Source organism: Nonomuraea sp. NPDC050790, from assembly GCF_044456745.1.
Taxonomy (GTDB): Bacteria; Actinomycetota; Actinomycetes; order Streptosporangiales; family Streptosporangiaceae; genus Nonomuraea.
Genome location: NZ_JBITGF010000008.1, coordinates 93,419 through 110,012, shown reverse-complemented (window position 1 = coordinate 110,012; position 16,594 = coordinate 93,419). Strand labels below are relative to the sequence as shown.

The 16,594-nt window shown below is 71.2% G+C and carries 11 protein-coding genes; 7 read left to right on the top strand and 4 right to left on the bottom strand.

Annotated features, from left to right (window positions below; all coding sequences use genetic code 11):
* On the bottom strand, positions 1-2,781 hold the full coding sequence (locus tag ACIBEJ_RS36705; protein WP_397187531.1) for a carbohydrate-binding protein: 2,781 nt from the start codon (positions 2,779-2,781) through the stop codon (positions 1-3).
* A gap of 303 nt (positions 2,782-3,084) precedes the next feature.
* Between ACIBEJ_RS36705 and ACIBEJ_RS36700 the strand changes: the two genes are divergently transcribed.
* The 7 genes from ACIBEJ_RS36700 to ACIBEJ_RS36670 all read left to right on the top strand — a co-directional run bounded on the left by ACIBEJ_RS36700 (position 3,085) and on the right by ACIBEJ_RS36670 (position 11,877).
* The gene (locus ACIBEJ_RS36700; protein ID WP_397187530.1) at positions 3,085-4,326 is read left to right on the top strand and encodes an ROK family protein; all 1,242 of its coding nucleotides are present in this window, start codon (positions 3,085-3,087) and stop codon (positions 4,324-4,326) included.
* Positions 4,327-4,816: 490 nt separating this feature from the next.
* Positions 4,817-5,668: an NAD-dependent epimerase/dehydratase family protein gene (locus ACIBEJ_RS36695; protein WP_397187529.1), complete on the top strand. Its 852-nt coding sequence runs from the start codon at positions 4,817-4,819 to the stop codon at positions 5,666-5,668.
* Complete coding sequence (locus ACIBEJ_RS36690; protein ID WP_397187528.1) at positions 5,665-6,930, top strand: enolase C-terminal domain-like protein; 1,266 nt, start codon at positions 5,665-5,667, stop codon at positions 6,928-6,930. The genes ACIBEJ_RS36695 and ACIBEJ_RS36690 overlap by 4 nt, the downstream gene beginning before the upstream one ends.
* Before the next feature lie 50 nt (positions 6,931-6,980).
* Entirely contained in the window at positions 6,981-8,918 is a 1,938-nt protein-coding gene (locus ACIBEJ_RS36685; RefSeq protein ID WP_397187527.1) for a substrate-binding domain-containing protein, read from the top strand.
* A 183-nt stretch (positions 8,919-9,101) separates the two neighbouring features.
* Positions 9,102-10,139 (top strand): extracellular solute-binding protein, encoded by a 1,038-nt coding sequence (locus tag ACIBEJ_RS36680; protein WP_397187526.1) that lies wholly within the window; start codon positions 9,102-9,104, stop codon positions 10,137-10,139.
* Positions 10,136-11,077 carry a carbohydrate ABC transporter permease gene (locus tag ACIBEJ_RS36675; protein ID WP_397187525.1) on the top strand — a complete coding sequence of 314 codons (942 nt, stop codon included), beginning with the start codon at positions 10,136-10,138 and terminating at the stop codon, positions 11,075-11,077. The genes ACIBEJ_RS36680 and ACIBEJ_RS36675 overlap by 4 nt, the downstream gene beginning before the upstream one ends.
* Positions 11,074-11,877 carry a carbohydrate ABC transporter permease gene (locus ACIBEJ_RS36670; protein WP_397187524.1) on the top strand — a complete coding sequence of 268 codons (804 nt, stop codon included), beginning with the start codon at positions 11,074-11,076 and terminating at the stop codon, positions 11,875-11,877. Before ACIBEJ_RS36675 ends, ACIBEJ_RS36670 begins: the two co-directional genes overlap by 4 nt.
* Positions 11,878-11,923: 46 nt before the next feature.
* Here the strand turns inward: ACIBEJ_RS36670 and ACIBEJ_RS36665 are convergent, their stop codons facing one another.
* The 3 genes from ACIBEJ_RS36665 to ACIBEJ_RS36655 all read right to left on the bottom strand — a co-directional run bounded on the left by ACIBEJ_RS36665 (position 11,924) and on the right by ACIBEJ_RS36655 (position 16,510).
* Positions 11,924-15,529, bottom strand: coding sequence for a CARDB domain-containing protein (locus ACIBEJ_RS36665; RefSeq protein ID WP_397187523.1), 3,606 nt, complete (start codon positions 15,527-15,529; stop codon positions 11,924-11,926).
* A 203-nt stretch (positions 15,530-15,732) separates the two neighbouring features.
* Complete coding sequence (locus ACIBEJ_RS36660) at positions 15,733-16,227, bottom strand: nucleotidyltransferase domain-containing protein (RefSeq protein ID WP_397187522.1); 495 nt, start codon at positions 16,225-16,227, stop codon at positions 15,733-15,735.
* A 58-nt stretch (positions 16,228-16,285) separates the two neighbouring features.
* A complete protein-coding gene (locus ACIBEJ_RS36655; RefSeq protein ID WP_397187521.1) occupies positions 16,286-16,510 on the bottom strand; it encodes a hypothetical protein in 225 nt (74 codons plus the stop codon).
* Between the last annotated feature and the right edge of the window lie 84 nt (positions 16,511-16,594).

The window sequence follows — 16,594 nt, the reverse complement described above, 5'->3', positions numbered from 1 at the left end:
CTACCTGGTGATCGTGAAGGTGTCGACGTCGAACAGGAATCCGCCCCCGCCGGTGAAGACGAGGAACAGCGGGCCGCTCGCGGTCCCGGTGAGCGTGGTGGAGACGTTCTGGAAGTTCTCCCATCCGCCGGTGTTCGGGACCGCCACCGAGCCGAGCAGAGTGCCGGTCTGCGAGCCCGAGCGGACCTGGATCGTGCCGCCCGCGCCCGCCGAGGAGATCCGGGCCTGGAAGCCCCTGGCCCCGGCGGTGCCGACCGCGCCGTACCCGGCCCAGTCGCCGTTCTCGATGTACCCGGCGGTCCTGCCGCCGCTGGCCGGCGGGTGATTGGCGATCTGCACGCCGCCGGTGGAGGTGAACGACTCGCCCTCGGCCGTGGTCGGCTGCGCCGTCGAGGCGGAGAAGGTGAAGGCGTCCACGTCGAACAGGTTGCCCTGCCCGGTCGGGCCCTTGAAGACGAGGAACAGCTTGGTGGTGCCGGCCGGGGCGTTGCTCAGGTCGCCCGAGACCTCCACGAAGGTGTCCCAGCCGCCGGTCACCGGGACGGTCACCGTGCCCAGCAGGGTCCCGGTCTGCGAGCCCGCGCGTACCTCGATGGTGCCGCCGGTGCCTCCCGAGGAGACCCGCGTGGTCAGCTTGGTCGCGCCGGCCAGGACGTAGGGCTCGAAGGAGATCCAGTCGCCGTTGTCGGTGTAGCCGACGGTCTTGCCGCCCTCGGCCGGGCCGTGACTGGCCACCTGGACGCCCTGCATCGCGCCGTAGTGCTCGGCCTGGCGGTGGACCGGCTGCAGCGTGCGCACGCTGTGGGTGGTCAGCCCCGCCTTGTCGGTGTACTCGGCGTCGAACACGCCGTACAGGTTGGCGGCGGCGTCGTGCTCGCCGTCGACCGGGATCGTGATCGAGCCCTCGCAGCCGTTCTTCGAGGTGATGGCGTGCGTGTGGCTGTCATGGCCGACCAGGTAGGTCACCTTGACCTTGGCGCAGTCGATGGCGCCGTCCTCGGGGTCGGTGACGGTGACCTTGAAGGGTACGGCTTCGCCGTACGCGAAGAGACGGCCGTTGATCGGGTCGTTGAGCGTGACAGAGGGCGCGGTGTTGCCGACCGTCACCACCAGGCTGGCGGTGCCCGGCAGGCCCGCGGAGTCGCGGACGGTCAGCGTCGGGGTGTAGGTGCCGTTCGTGGCGTAGGTGTGGGTCGGGTTGGCCTGGGTGGAGGTGGCGCCGTCGCCGAAGTTCCACGAGTAGGTGAGCGGGCCGCCCTCGGGGTCGGAACTGCCCGCCGCGGAGAAGGCCACCGTCAGCGGGGCCGGGCCGGAGGTCCTGTCGGCGCTCGCCTTGGCGACCGGGTTGCGGTCGCTGGCGCCAATGTGCTCGATGCGCCACAGCGCCTGGTTGCCGCCGGTGCCGTAGTCCAGCACGTACAGGGCGCCGTCGGGGCCGAACTCCGAGTCGATGATCTGGGTGCCGTCCCACGGGAAGTCCTCGATGAGGCCGGGGGAGCCGTCGCTCTCGACCTCGATCGCCTTGATCCACTGGCGGCCGAACTCGGTGGCGAAGTAGCGGCCGTCGAGCGACTGCGGGAACTTCACCGCCGAGGGCGAGGCGGCGTCGTAGCGGTAGACCTCGCCGCCCATCGGCGACTCCGAGCCGCTGCCGAACTCCGGCGGGGAGCCGGCGTCGCCCGCGTACCGGATCCAGGCCGGCTTGGCCGGGGGCAGCGTGGGCTGGCCGGTGTTGCGGAAGGAGTTGTTGGCGGGCCCGGCCGCGCAGTTGTACTTCGCGCCGGAGGGCCCGCCCGGGAAGGTGTACTCGCTGTAGGTCTCGGTCGTGGTGTTGGTTCCGGTGCAGTACGGCCAGCCGTAGTTGCCCGGCGCGGTGATGCGGTTGAACTCGACCTGCCCGCTGGGCCCGCGGCTGGGATCGGTGCCGCCGGCGTCCGGACCGTAGTCGCCGAGGTAGACCACGCCGGTCGGCCGGTCGACGGACATGCGGAAGGGGTTGCGGAAGCCCATCGCGTAGATCTCGGGCTTGGTGCCCGAGGTTCCCTGCGGGAAGAGGTTGCCGGCGGGGACGGTGTAGGTGCCGTCCGGCTGCGGCTTGATGCGCAGCAGCTTGCCGCGCAGGTCGTTGGTGTTGCCCGAGGAGCGCTGGGCGTCGTACTGCGGGTTGCGGTCGGCGCGCTCGTCGATGGGCGTGTAGCCGGACGACTCGAACGGGTTGGTGTCGTCGCCGGTCGACAGGTAGAGGTTGCCCGCGGCGTCGAAGTCGATGTCGCCGCCGACGTGGCAGCACTGGCCGCGGTCGTTCGGCACCTGCAGCACGACCTTCTCGGTGGCCAGGTCGAGGGTGTTGTCGCTCTTGAGGGTGAAGCGCGACAGGTTCAGGTGGCCCTTCCAGACGTTCCAGTCCGAGGGGCTGCCGGTCGGCGGGGCGTCGCCGCCGGGGGTGCTGAGCTTGGGCGAGTAGTAGAGCCAGACGTGACGGTTGGCCGCGAATCCCGGGTCGATCGCGACCCCTTGTAAGCCTTCCTCGTCGTGCAGGTAGACGTCGAGCTTGCCGGCCACCTTGGTGTTGCCCGAGGCGTCGGTGTGACGCAGCGTGCCGTCGCGGGCGGTGTGCAGGACCGATCTGTTTGGCAGGACCGCGAGCCCGATCGGCTCGCCTAGCTCGGCCGGCCCGGTGGCCAGCGGGACCTGCTGGTAGTCGCTGGGTGGGATGTCCATCGCGGCGGCGCTGGTGCAGACCAGCGCGGCGGCGACGAGCAGCCTCGACCACGCAGACATGGGCTTCCTTCCTGACGGGGGGTGTGTCAGGCAAGGCGCGCGCCGACCGCGCTTTGCTTTGGCGCGGACCGGAGGGTGCTGCTCCAGTTGCGCTTGACGTTTTGGAGTTGTTTGAAAGATGCCTACCGCGCGGTCTGACTGCTGTCAAGACGCCCGAACGTTCACCGAGTGAAGGATTGAGCATCGCAGCAGGCCGCAAGAAGCTTGCGCGAATCATGAAAATCTTGGCGCGAGGGCCTTGTCCTCTGCGCCTGTCAGGGCATTTAATTCGGCGAGCCACCCGAACTAAGTCAGGAGGGTGCCGTGCCCGCCGACCAGGCCTCGGTCCGCCGCGCCAACCTGTCCCTGGTCCTGCGCCACCTGAGGGAGCACGGACCGCGCTCCCGGGCGGCCGTGGCCGCCGGGACCGGGCTGAACAAGACCACCGTCACCAGCCTGGTCGCCGAGCTCCAGGCCCGCGGCCTGGTCAGGGAAGGCGGCCCGCAGCACGAGGGCGCGGTCGGCAGGCCGGGGCTGGCGCTGGCGCTGCGCGGCTCCACCGTCGCCGCCCTGGGAGTCGAGGTCAACGTCGACTACATCGCCTCCTTCGCCACCGACCTCGGCGGCCGGATCCTCATCGACCGGCGGCTGAGCTTCGACGCCATGGGGTCCTCGCCCGAGCACACGCTCGCCCACCTGGCCGGGGTCATCAAGGATGCGGCCGGGGACCTGGACGGGCTCGGTGTCACGCTGGCCGGGATCACGATCGCCGTACCGGGACTGGTCGACGTCGGCCGCGGCCGCGTGGGGGTCGCGCCCAACCTGGGCTGGCACGACGTGCCCATCGTCGGCCACCTCCGGCGGTCCGGCCTGCCGGAGGTGCCGATCACCGTCGACAACGACGCCAACCTCGCCGCGCTCGCCGAGTACACCTCGGGGGTGGCCGCGGGGACCCCCGACCTGGTCTGTCTCACGGGCGAGGTCGGCGTCGGCGGCGGGATCATCACCGGCGGCCGGCTGCTGGGCGGGGCCGACGGGTTCGCCGGCGAGGTGGGCCACATCATGGTCGACCCCGCGGGCGAGCGGTGCGGCTGCGGCCGGGTCGGCTGCTGGGAGACCAAGGTCGGGCTGGCCGAACTGGTCCGCGCCGTCACGCCCGGCCACGCGTACCGCACGCACCTGCGTGATCCGGAGGAACGCCTCGCCGAGATCGAGCAGCGGCTGGACGCGGGCGACCCCCGCGCCGCCGGGGCCGTCGCCGAGGTGGCGCGCTGGCTGGGGCGCGGGGCCGCGATCCTGGTCAACCTCCTCAACCCGCGGGTGATCGTGCTGGGCGGCTACTTCGCCCGGCTCGCCGGCCTGCTGATCCCGCTCGCCGCGGCGGAGCTGGGCCGGGTGGGGATGAGCGACCCCGCCAGGCGCTGCCGCTTCGCCGCCTCCGACCTCGGCTTCGGCGCCGCCTCCCGGGGCGCGGCGGGGGTGGTGGTCGAGCGCGTCCTGTCCGACCCCACCACCGTCCCCATCCGCGCCGCACCACCCCTGCACCAGCCCCATGGGCGCCGCTAGCCGTAGGGGCCGCCCACGCCGCCCCACCCCCGCCGGCGGCGTCCCCGCACGCCCCACCCGCGCCTGGGGTTTCGCAGGACGTTCCCTCCACGCCAAGGACGTCGCAGGACGTCCCGTCCGCGCCAGGGGCATCGCAGGACGTCCCGTCCGCGCCAAGGGCATCGCTGTCGCTGGACGCCCCGCCCGCGGCGAGGACGGCTCAGGACGTTCCGCCCGCGCTCAGGACGTCGCTAGACGTCTTGTCCGTGTGCCGTGGACGTCCCTTGGCGTGCCGTGGTCGTGCCGTCCGCGCGTTGCGGGCGTCGCCTAGACGTCCCGTCCGTCCGGTCGCCGCTGCCTTGGCGCCTGATCGCCGACTCGGCGCCACCGGCGGGGTGCAGGCGACCGGGCGGACGGGATCCAGCTTCTTACAGCCGCTGTACTTCCTTGACACTCTCGTGATCCACAGCCATGCTGCGTTTGACAAAACGATTTGCGCACGGGGGAGCGAATGACAGAGGTGCCACGGCGCGTGCTGGTGACGGGGGTGTCGGGGAGCCTGGGCCGGGCGACCGCCGACCTGCTCGCCCACCGGCGGATCCCGGTGACCGGCCTGGACCTGCGCCACCCCGGCGGAACGGCGGTCGACCGCATGGTGGTGGGCAGCGCGGGCGACGCCGGGGCGGTCAGGCAGGCGCTCGCCGGCGTGGACGCGGTGATCCACCTCGCCGCCCTGCCCGCGCCCGTGCTCGGCACGCCGGAGGAGGTGTTCTGCGGCAACACCCGGGCCACCTTCGTGGTCCTGGAGGAGGCGGGCATCGCCGGCGTGCGGCGCGCGGCCATCGCCAGCAGCATGTCGGCGCTCGGCCTGGCGTGGGCGGACCGGCCGCTGCACCCGGCGTACGTGCCGGTGGACGAGCGGATCCCTCTGCAGGTGGAGGACCCGTACGGGCTGTCGAAGGAGGTGGACGAGCTGACCGCGGCCATGATGACCCGCCGCCACGGCATGGCGACCGTCGCCCTGCGCTTCCCCCGGCTGGGCGGGCCGGAGGACAAGCTGCGGCGGACCGCGGGGGAGTGGGCGCTCGACCCGGGCGCGGGCGCCAAGGAGCTGTGGAGCTACCTCGACGTGCGCGACGCGGCCCGCGCGGCGTGGCTGGCGATCTCCCGCCCGGTACGCGGCCACCACGTGGTCACCGTCGCGGCCCCGAACACCCTGGCCACCAGACCCACGGAGGAACTGCTGGACACCTTCCACCCGGAGACCGAACGACGGGCGGAGCTGGCCGGACGCGCGGCCCCCGTCGACCTGGACGCCGCCGAACGGCTGCTGGGCTTCAAGGCGGAGCACGTGCTGCCATGAACCACGACCCCATGCCGGAGACCCAGGCGCCCTGGCCCGCCCGCGACGGCCTGCGCATCGAGCGGGTACGCGCCATCGTCACCGCGCCGGACGGCGTGCCGCTCGTGGTCGTCAAGATCGACACCAGCGAGCCCGGCCTGTACGGCCTGGGCTGCGCCACCTTCACCCAGCGCTTCCACGCGGTAGCCGCCACGGTGGACCGGCACCTGGCCCCCATGATCACCGGCCGCCACCCGGCCGACATCGAGGACATCACCCGGATGCTCCACCTGTCGTCGTACTGGCGCAACGGGCCGGTTTTGAACAACGCGCTGTCCGGCGTGGACATGGCGCTGTGGGACATAGCGGGCAAACGCGCGGGCATGCCCGTCCACGAACTGCTCGGCGGGCGGGTGCGGGCCGCCGCCGACACCTACCTGCACGCCGGCGGCGCCTCGGTGGAACACACCATCGAGCTGGCCGAGGAGATCCTTGCGGCCGGATACCGCCACGTGAGGCTCCAGTCGGGGGCGCCCGGTCTGGGACATTACGGCGCTCCCGGCACGCCAGGCGGCTACCCCGGCCTGCCGTACCCGGACGGCTGGGACGTCCAGCGCTACCTGCGGGAGACCCCCAAACTGTTCGAACGGGCCCGCGACAAGCTGGGGGAGGAGCCGCACCTGCTGCACGACGTCCACTCCCGGCTCACGCCCAAGCAGGCGATCGTGCTGGCCCGCGCGCTGGAGCCGTACCGGCTGTTCTTCCTGGAGGACCCGATCGCGCCCGAGCACTACGATCGTCTCCCCGAGGTACGGCAGGCCGCGCCGATGCCCATCGCGGCGGGCGAGCAGCTCGGCTCGGTGCCCGACGCGACGCGGCTGATCCTGGGCGGCGGCATGGACCTGCTCCGCCTGCACATCTCCTCGATCGGCGGCCTCACGCCCGCGCGCAAGCTGGTGGCGCTGTGCGAGCTGACCGGCGTCGGCACCGCCTGGCACGCCCCCGCCGACGTCTCTCCCGTCGGCGCCGCCGCCAACCTGGCCCTCGACGTGACGACCCCGGCCTTCCAGATCCAAGAGGGCCACCTGTACGGCGACGCCGTCAGGGAGGTCTTCCCCGGCACGCCCCACCCCCGCGACGGCTTCCTCTACCCCAGCGAAGAGCCCGGCTGGGGAGTCGACCTGGACGAGACGCTCGCCGCGCGGCACCCACCGGAAACGCACCGGCACGAGCGATGGGCGGCCAGGGTCCGCCGCCCCGACGGCGGCCTGGAGGCACCGTGACTATAATCCTTCAGTAGCTATAACTTTCATGCCGATGTAGGCTCTTGGGCATGCCAGCCCGCGAGCAGCCCCTCCGGCGTGAACGGAAGAAGGCCGAGACGCGCCGCGCCATCGCCGACGCCGCCCTGCGCCTGTTCGCCCTGCGCGGGTTCGACGCGGTGACCGTGACCGAGGTCGCCGAGGCGGCCGACGTGTCGGCCAAGACCGTGTTCAACCACTTCGCCGCCAAGGAACTGCTGTTCTTCGAGCACGAGCCGTTGCTGAGCGGCGACCTGGCGGAGGTCGTGCGCTCACGCTGGCCGGGCGAACCCCTGCTGACCGCCCTGATCCGCATCATCCGCACCCCGCCGGGCCCCGACCTCCCGGCCTTCGCCCGCGTCTACCGCGACAGCGCTGGCCTGCGCGCCTATGGCCGCGAACTGTTCGCCGCCCACGAACACGCCCTGGCCAACGTCCTGACCCAAGGCACCCAGCCCCACGCCGACGCGTCCCGCGGTGACGCGCCCCGCGGTGACGCGGCCCACGGTGTCGTGGCGCGCGGCGATGTGGCTAACGGGGATGCTGCTCGCGGCGTTCAGGCACGCGGCGTTCAGGCACGCGGCGTTCAGGCACGCGGCGTTCAGGTGCGTGGTGCGGACGGGATGGCGGGGGAGATGCCGATCCTGGCGGCCGCCGCCGTCGGGCCGCTGCGGCAGGTGTGGGAGTCGATCCTGCTGGAGGCCGCGGACGGGACGCCCCCCGGCGAGGCGGTCGCGCGCGGGCTGAACGCGCTCGAAGAGGCGTTCTCCCTGCTGGGCGGTGCGTTCGAGAGCGCCGTCAGCCGCAGGCACCGCGTCCAGGGCCCGTCCGCGGGCGAGCCGCCACGCAACGTCCGCGCCGAGCGGCCCAGCATTATGAGGGTCGCCGAGCTGGCGGGGGTGAGCGCCACCACCGTCTCCCACACGCTGAACGGCCGCCGCCCGGTGGCCGAGGAGACCAGGCGGCGCGTGCTGAGCGCCATCGACCACCTCGGCTACCGGCCCAACGTGCTCGCCCGCGGCCTGCGCACCAACCGCAGCCAGACCATCGGACTGATCATCCCCGACATCACCAACCCGTTCTATCCGGCCCTGGCACGGGGGATGCAGGACGTGCTCGGCCCAGCCGGATACGACCAGATCATCAGCAACACCGACGGCGACCGCGCCACCGAGCAGGCGGCGATCGAGCAGATGATCGCCCGCCAGGTAGACGGCCTGGCCTTCGCCGTCTTCCACACCCACGCCGAGGACCTGCTGCCCGCGATCGAAGCGGGCATCCCCGTGGTACGCCTGGGCGGCCGCCTCGTCCAGCCCGGCGTCGACCTGGTCCACAGCGACGACGAGGGCGGCGCCGCCGAGGCCACCCGCTACCTCCTCGGCCAGGGCTACGGAAGGATCGCCTTCATCTGCGGCCCGGCAGCGGAGGGCCCGGCCGCCGAACGCGTCGCCGGCTACCGCACCGCCCTGATCGAGGCCGGCCTGGTCGCGGTCAACAGCACAGACTCCGGCAGGGATGCCACGACGGGAGCCGGCCTGGGCACGGGTGCCGGTGCGAGAGCCGGCCTGGGTGTGGATGCCAGTGCGGGGGCCGTGGCCGGGGGTGGGTGGGATCTTGTTGTGCATACCGACTTCAGCCGGGCGGGTGGGGCGGAGGGGGTCGCGCGGGTGCTGGAGTGGGGCGAACGGCCCGATGCCGTGCTGTGTGCCAACGACATCATGGCGATCGGCGCGCTCGACGCCCTGGCGCAGCGGGGTCTGCGGGCGCCCGATGATCTGGCCGTGATGGGGTTCGACGACATCGACGCCGCCGGGATGGTCTCGCCCGGCCTGACCACCATGGCCAACCCGGCCCGCGAGATCGGCCGGGCCTCGGCGCGCCGCCTGCTGTCGCGCCTGAGCGGCTCCCTCGACGCCGCCTCCACCGAACTCGTGGTCCCCGCCCAGCTCATCCGCCGCCAGTCGGCGTAGAGCCCTTGACACGCGATCCGCTCCGTGTAGATTTCGAGCAAATCTTAACGTTTTGCACGACGGTTGCCTGGACCCTCCGTCCCGCTCGAAAGGACGCCATGATCGCAAAACGTCAAAACCCCCTCGCTGCAGCAACGCCGCATGGAGCCGTGGCAACGCCGTACAGAGTCGTGACGGCACCGTATGCAGTCGCGGCAGCGCCGTCCAGGGGGGAGGAAGGACCATGACATCGCCACGCAGGCGCGCCCTCGCCCTGGCCATGGCGCTCGTGCTCGGACTCCCGGCCTGTTCCCGGAGAGCGGAGGCGGGCAGGAGCAAGCGGGTCAGCCCTTATTCACCGCAGGCGCCTTCGGCATCGTCTACGCCAACAAGGACAAACTCCGTGCGGCAGGGCTCGATCCGGACACCCCGCCGAAGTCGTGGGAGGAGTTCCTGGCGGCGCTGGAGGCCACGACCGGCAAGGACCAGGGCGGCCTCGCGCTGGGCCTGAAGATCTCCCAGACCGGCTTCAACTGGATCTACCAGCCGCTGGCCTTCGCCCACCTCGGCAAGGAACGTTTCCAGGCGATGTTCGGCAAGGGCACCACCCAGGGCTTCGCCTCGCCGGACGGCGTCAGAACCCTGGAGGCGTACGCCAGGCTGACGCCGTACTGGATGCCCGGCACCACCACGCTCGGCATCGACGAGGCCGACATCGCCTTCGCGCAGGGCAAGGCGGCCTTCGACGTGGGCGGCACGTTCACGCTGGCCTTCCTCGCGCAGAACGGGCTCAGCCCGGACAAGCTGCTGGCCTTCCCGATCCCGCCGTCGGCCGAGGGCACGCACAAGCAGATCTCGATGGCGCCGCTGGCGCTGACCGGGCTCGGCGTGACGGCCACGACGCGCGACCGCGCGGCCGCGATCAGGTGGATCGACTGGGTGACCTCGCCCGAGGGCGCGGGCATGGTGGCCAAGGAGTCGCTCGACCTGCCCGCGACCGACCTGGGCACGCAGGCCGAGGCCCTGCTCGGCAAGGACCTGGCCGCGCTGCAGAAGTACTTCACCGGGCCGCCCGGCAGCGCCTACGAGGCCGCCGACGACAGCTTCTTCCCCTCCGACTGGGACCAGGTGAAACCGGGCGACCTGACCGTACGGCTGACGCCGCTGAAGGAGTTCACCCCGCAGCAGGCGGGCGTGGAACTGGACAAGGTCATGGCGTCGATGTGGAAGTCCACCCGGTGAGCACGACCTCGGCCGGTCTGCCGCCCGCGCGTGCGACAGGCGCGCGCCGGCGGCGATGGCTGACCGGGTGGGCCTTCGTCGCCCCCGCCGTCGCGCTGTTCCTGCTGATGGGCGGTTACACGATCGTCAGCGGGTTCCTGCTGAGCTTCGCCACATGGAACGGCTTCACCCCGCAGTGGCGCTGGGCGGGGCTGGGAAACTACGCCGACCTGCTGTACGCGGACCCGTCGCTGGCCGGCGACCTGCGCCGCGCCGCCGGGAACACCGCGCAGGTCATGGTCGCCACGCCGCTGCTGACCGTGGCCGTCGCCCTGCCGCTCGCGGTGCTGCTGAACTCGATCACCCGGCTGCGCGCCGTACTCCGTTCGATCTACTTCCTGCCGTACGTGACCAGCGGCATCGCCGTCTACTACGCCTGGCGCTACATCCTGGAGCCGGACGGCGCGATCAACATGCTGCTCGGCTCGCTGGGTCTCGGCAGCCTCCAGCAGCCGCAGGGCTTCCTCGGCAACCCGGACACCGCGCTGCGGACGCTGATCGTCGTCCTGGTGTGGTCGAGCGTGCCGGTGGCCACCCTGCTCTACCTCAGCGGGCTGCAGGCCATCGACCACAGTCTCGTCGAGGCGGCCCGGATCGACGGCGCCATCTCCCGGCAGGTGGTCCTGCGCATCATCTGGCCGCTGCTGCGTCCCATCACCGTGGCCATCGTGCTGCTGGGCGTGCGCGACGCGCTCCACGGCTTCCAGATCTTCCTCATCGCGACGAACGGCGGGCCCGGCGGGCACACCGACGTGCTGGGGCTCATGGCCTACCGGCTGGCGTTCATGAAGGGCCTCGCGCCCTCGCTCGGTCACGCGAGCGCGCTGGGCTGGCTGCTGTTCGCCGGAGCCGTCCTGCTGACCCTGGCCAACGTGCGCCTGCTCCGGAGGGTTCAGTGAAGCGCTTCGCCTACGCCGGACTGATCGTCTACGCGCTGATCAGCACGTACCCGTTCCTGTGGATGGTGTCGGGCGCCTTCAAGACCCGCGGCGAGATCCTCGAGGACGGCCTGCTCCCGCGGCAGCCGACCCTCGACACGCTGGTCTCGACCTGGGCCAACCTGCACTTCTTCGACTACGTGCTCAACAGCCTGAAGGTCACGGCGATGACCGTGGCCGGTGTGCTGGTGGTCTACAGCCTGGCCTCCTACGCCTTCGCCGTCCTGGACTTCCCCGGCCGCCGGTTCCTGTACTGGTTCTTCGTCTCGCTGCTGTTCGTGCCCGGGATCACCATGCTGCTGCCGGTCGTGGTGCTGGAGAAGAACCTGGGCCTGCTCGGCACCCACCTGGGCCTGGTGCTCCCGTTCGTCAACGGGACCGCGCCGCTGACGGTGCTGCTGCTGACCGCGAGCTTCACCGCGCTGCCCCGCGAGCTCCGTGACGCGGCCCGCTCCGACGGGGCGGGCGAGGCGCGCATCTACTGGTCGGTCTACCTGCCGCTCACCCGGCCCGCGCACATCACCATCGCCGTGCTGACGGCCGTGCCGACGTGGAACGAGTACGTGCTGACCAGGGTGTCCATCTCCGACCCTGCCCGGTACACGTTGCCGCTGGGGCTGGAGTCGCTGATCTCGAGCGAGGTGCCCCGGTACAACGAGGTGATGGCCGCCTCGCTGATCGTCGTGCTGCCGGTCATCGCGCTGTTCCTGCTCCTGCAGCGGTACTTCGTCAACGGCCTGGTGGGCGCGGTCAAGGGCTGACGCGGGCCCGTACCCGTTCGGCGCCGGATACGGGCCCGCGGGCCGGTCAGTTGATGATGAACTGCGTGCCCGGCTGGCGGACGATGTCGCCGTCGGCCGAGTTGGTGATGGTCACGTTCGTCAGCGTGGCGCTGCCTCGTGCCCCGCTCATTGCGAGGATGCCGGCGCCGTTGTTCGACTTGTCGATGCGGACGTTGGTGACCTGGACGTTCGGCACGTTGCCGCCGCCCGTCTTGAACTGGATCCCGTCGTAGGTGGAGTCGTGGATCTCGGTGTCGCGGATGACAACGCCGGGGATGTCACGTCCCTGCGCGAAGATCGTGATCGCGCCGAACTCCTGGTCCTCGTTCCAGAAGGCGCCTCCGGTGCGGTGCAGCGCGTTGTTGGCGATGAGCGTCTGCCCGGAGAAGGGCAGCGGGTCGTGGTCGGTGGCCAGCATGATGCCGGGGTAGTTCATGGTGTCGTGGATGAGGTTGTTCTCGATCTTGTTGTTGTAACCGCCGTAGATCGCGATGCCGTTGGCCCGCCAGGGGAGCTGGACGGTGTTGTTGAGGAACTGGTTGTCGTGGCCGATGTCCACCGAGGTGTCCTTGACGTACTGGTTGGCCCAGACCGCCAGGGCGTCGTCGCCGGTGTTGCGGAAGGAGGAGTTGAACACCTTCGAGTTGCGCGTGCCGTTGGTGAAGTTGACGCCGTCGGCGTAGGTGTTGCGGATGCGCATCCCGCTGAACTCGAGCCCGTCGCCGGGGTTCCACAGCTCCGGGATGTTGCTGTAGTCGCGGCCGACCCAGGCGCCGACGTTGGCGTGCTCGATCCACACGTTGCTGATCTTGGTGTTCTTGCCGAACCGGCCGTTGAGCCCGACGCCGCCCTCGGCGCCGCCCGCGCCGCCGCGGATCCGGCCGGAACCGAAGATCGCGATGTCGGAGATTTGCGTGTTGTCGTCGATGTCGAAGCCGAAGTTGCCCTCGTGCGGGTGGTTGATGCCGCCCTGCACCAGGTGCGGCTCGGTGAGCGTGTAGAGCTGGGAGTGCCACATGCCCGCGCCGCGGATGGTCACGTTGCGGATGCCGACCTGGTTGTGCTGGCCGCGGTTGAGCGGGTCGTCGGTCAGGATCTTCTGCTCCTGGCGCCACTGGCCCGGCGGGATCCAGACGCAGCCGATCACGCCGTTCTGGTCGTCGGTCACCGCGCGCTGGAGGGCGGCGGTGTCGTCGATGCCGTCGCCGGGCACCGCGCCGTACTGCGTGATGGACACGCATCCGGCGGGCTGGCCGGTGGGCGGCGCCACCTGCTCCAGGTCGATCAGGTCGATGACATAGAACGCGGCGGTGTCGCCCGCGTCGCGCTGCAGCTTGAACCTGGTGCCCGCCGGGTAGCTCTGCCCGAGCAGGGCGTGCGACTCGTCGAAGAGGCGGCGCGCGTCGGCCTGCGGCGTCTGCGTCAGCCCCTCGGGGTCGTCGGTCCTGCCGTACAGCCAGCTGTGCTTGCTGGTGAGCTGGAGCTTCCTGGCGAAGGCGCCGTTGACGTAGAGGCTGATCGTGGCGTCGATGCCGCCGCCACCGGGGGCGTCGGGGATCGAGTTGCGCACCACGATCGAGTTGGCCTGGCTCGTCGAGGTGAACTCGACGTACTGGCCCGTGCCGCTGAGCCGTACCGACTTGCGCCCCGAGGACTCGGTGGCGAAGTTGGTGTGGCCGAAGGTGCGCAGCGGGTCGGACTCCAGCAGCGTGCCGTTGTGCGCGGCGGCTTCCGCCTCATGCGAGGTGTACGGCACCGCCGCCCCCCGGCCCACCACGATCGACTGGGTACGCGTGTTGTTGCCCTCGTTGGTCTCGGTGACGGTCCCGGTGGCGTCCGCGGTGGCCAGGATGGTGGCGCCGCCGCTGGTCGCGGTCCAGGTGCCGTTGATGGCGACGTTGACCGTGGCGCCCGCCGCGATCGTCCCGGCGTTGCCGTTCAGGACGGCCCCGCCGACGCTCACCCGGGTCACCGAGGCCGCCGCCGCGCTGGTGCCGCGGTTGTTGACGGCGACGGTGAAGCTGACCGGCGCGCCGACCGCCGGGTTGGCCGGGCTGTGGGTGATGCCGGTGACCTGGAGGTCAGGCCCCGGCGCCTGCCCGACGGTCAGGGTGGCGCTGGCGGAGTTGTTGCCCTCGTTCCGCTCGGCCAGCGTGTTGTCGGGGTCGGCGGTCGCGCTCACCTGGTAGGCGCCCTGGCCCCGGGTGCCGATGTTCTGCGTGACCGTGGTGCTCGCCCCCGCTGCCAGAGCGGGCACCGCGACCGTGCCGCCGAGGGAGAAGCTCAGGTTGTCGGCGGGGGCGGCGGCGTTGCCCGCGTTCCTGACCGTCGCCGACAGGGTGATGGCCTGGGTCTCGGTGGGGGCGGCGGGTGACCACGAGAGTTCGGTGACCGTCAGGTCGGGGTTGGGCGCGGGAGTGCCGAAGACCTGGAACTCGGCGACCTGCCCGCCCGGCGCGCCGCTGTTGGCGGTGAAGCGGAGCTGCACGTCGGCGACCGTTCCGGAGACCGCAATCGTCACCGCGTTGCCGCTGGAGGCGTTGAAGTCGTACGGCGCCGCCGCCTTCAGGCTGGTGAACCCCGTCGCGTTCTGCTCGCGCCCGAGCACCTGGATGGTCTGGGTGCGGGGACCCCAGACCGGGTTGGGGTTGAGCTTGACGACGACCGAGCTGACCTCCGCGTTGGCGCCGAGCTTGACGGTCAGCGTGTTCGGGTAGCCGCCGGCGTTGCCTTCCCAGTAGGTGCCGGTGTTGTCGTCGTTGGCGTTGGCCGCGACGTAGGTCTGCGTGTGGCCGGACTCGGCCATCTCCTTGCCGATCGCCAGGTTCGTCCCGGGATCGCCGGAGCCGGGCCTGGTCACGGCGTTGCTGGCCGCGGACTCGTTGCCGGCCGCGTCCCTGGCCCGCACGACGTAGGTGACGGTGGCGCTGGGCGGCTGGCTGTCGGTGTAGGTCAGGACGTTGCCCGCGACGCTCGCCCTGAGCTGGTTGTCGGCATAGACGTCGTACCCGGTCACGCCGACGTTGTCGGTGGCCGCCGACCAGGTCAGCCGGACCTGCCCGGCGGACGGCTCGGTGTAGGCCAGGTTCCCGGGAGCGGCCGGGGCCTGCTGGTCGTCTCCGGTGGCGGCGCCGTACACCTCGAACTCGGAGATCTGCCCGGCCGGCCAGCCGGTGTTGGCGGTGATGTGGACCCGCCAGTGGCGATGGGTCGCGGCGGGGAAGCCGATCGTCACGGTGTTGCCGGTGGCCGGGTTGAAGGTGTAGCCCGCCGACGCCTTGACGGTGCTGAAGGTCGTGCCGTCGCTGCCGCCCTGGACGATGAGCGTCTGGGTGCGGGTCTGCCACACCGCCGGGGCGGGGACCTTGAGCACGATCTGGTCGACGCTGGTCGGCGCGCCGAGGTCGATCTGGGCCGACTGCGGGAAGGCGTTGTTCGCGCTCTCCCAGTACGTGGCCTGGTTGCCGTCGTTGAGGTTGGAGACGGGGTGGTCGGGGTGGGAGCTGCTCGCCCGGGTCGCCTTGCCCGGTGACAGGTTGGGCCCGGCCGCGGCCGTGGCCGGCACGGCCCAGGCGAGGACGAGGAGGATGGCGGCGATCATGGTCGCCGCGGGTCGTAACGGCCTTCTCATGCGCTTACTTCTCTCGTCGAGCACATCAGGGGGGTGATGGAGAGTTGCGAGAGTTTGCCAGAGAACCAACAGGGAGTTGTATTCTGTTTGCGCTGCGCTGGCCGAATGTTACATAGCCGCTACCGATGCGTCAACGGGGTGGAAACCCGGGTGTCAGGAGCCGGGCGCGCCGGTCAACCACGGCGCAAGAAAGCGACGACGCCTCAGGGGGTGCCGTAACGCTCGCGCAGCGCGGCCAGGTCCAGCAGGTCCCGCTCGCGCGGCTCGTAGCCGGAGTGGAAGAGCTCCTGCTGGGCCGCCGACAGGCACGGCACCCGGGCGCCGTGGACGGCGCCCTCCACGAAGCAGTCCGCCGGATAGGCGAAGGTGCCGCCCTGGTCGTCGGCGGGCTGCAGCGCGGAGCCGTCCGGCTGGAAGGTGAGCGGGTGCAGGTCGATCTCGTGCCCGGCCGTGTCGCGCATGACGAAGCGGGCGGGCCGCCCCGGCACGATGCCGGGCAGTTCGCGGTAGCCGAGGCCGGCGAGGGTCTCGATGACCACCGGCTCCTGCTTGGCGAGGTGCATGAGGTCGAGGTCGTGGTGCTCGCGCGTGACGCGGCCGAGCAGGGCGTCGATGCCCCAGCCGCCGCCGACCCAGACCTCGCAGCCGGCCTCGCGCAGCAGGGTCAGGACGCGCAGCACCTCGGCACTCTCGAACACGGACAGCAGCGTGCCAGCACGGAGGCCGGAAGTCGATCAGTTTCCGCGACGAACATGATCACGCCCTGGGCGGCAGATCTTTCAGGCATTTCCGGACGATCACCAAGGAACCACCGGGAAAGTCCGGCTCCTCCGCCGGTGACGCGTGGGTGCAGATCACGGCGTCGGCGCCTTCGGGGTTCTCCGTGCCGTCCACGAAGCCGAGCAGGTCGCGAGCCGAAGTAGCCGAAGCCGCGGCCGGCGTCGGCGGGCCGGTCACGTACTGCAGCGAGGGGTCTGCCATGCGATGACCTTTCGGCGGAGGTGGTCAAAGAATGCACTCGTGTGTATCAAGGGGGCGCGTCACTCGTTCAGGGGATGCTGCGCC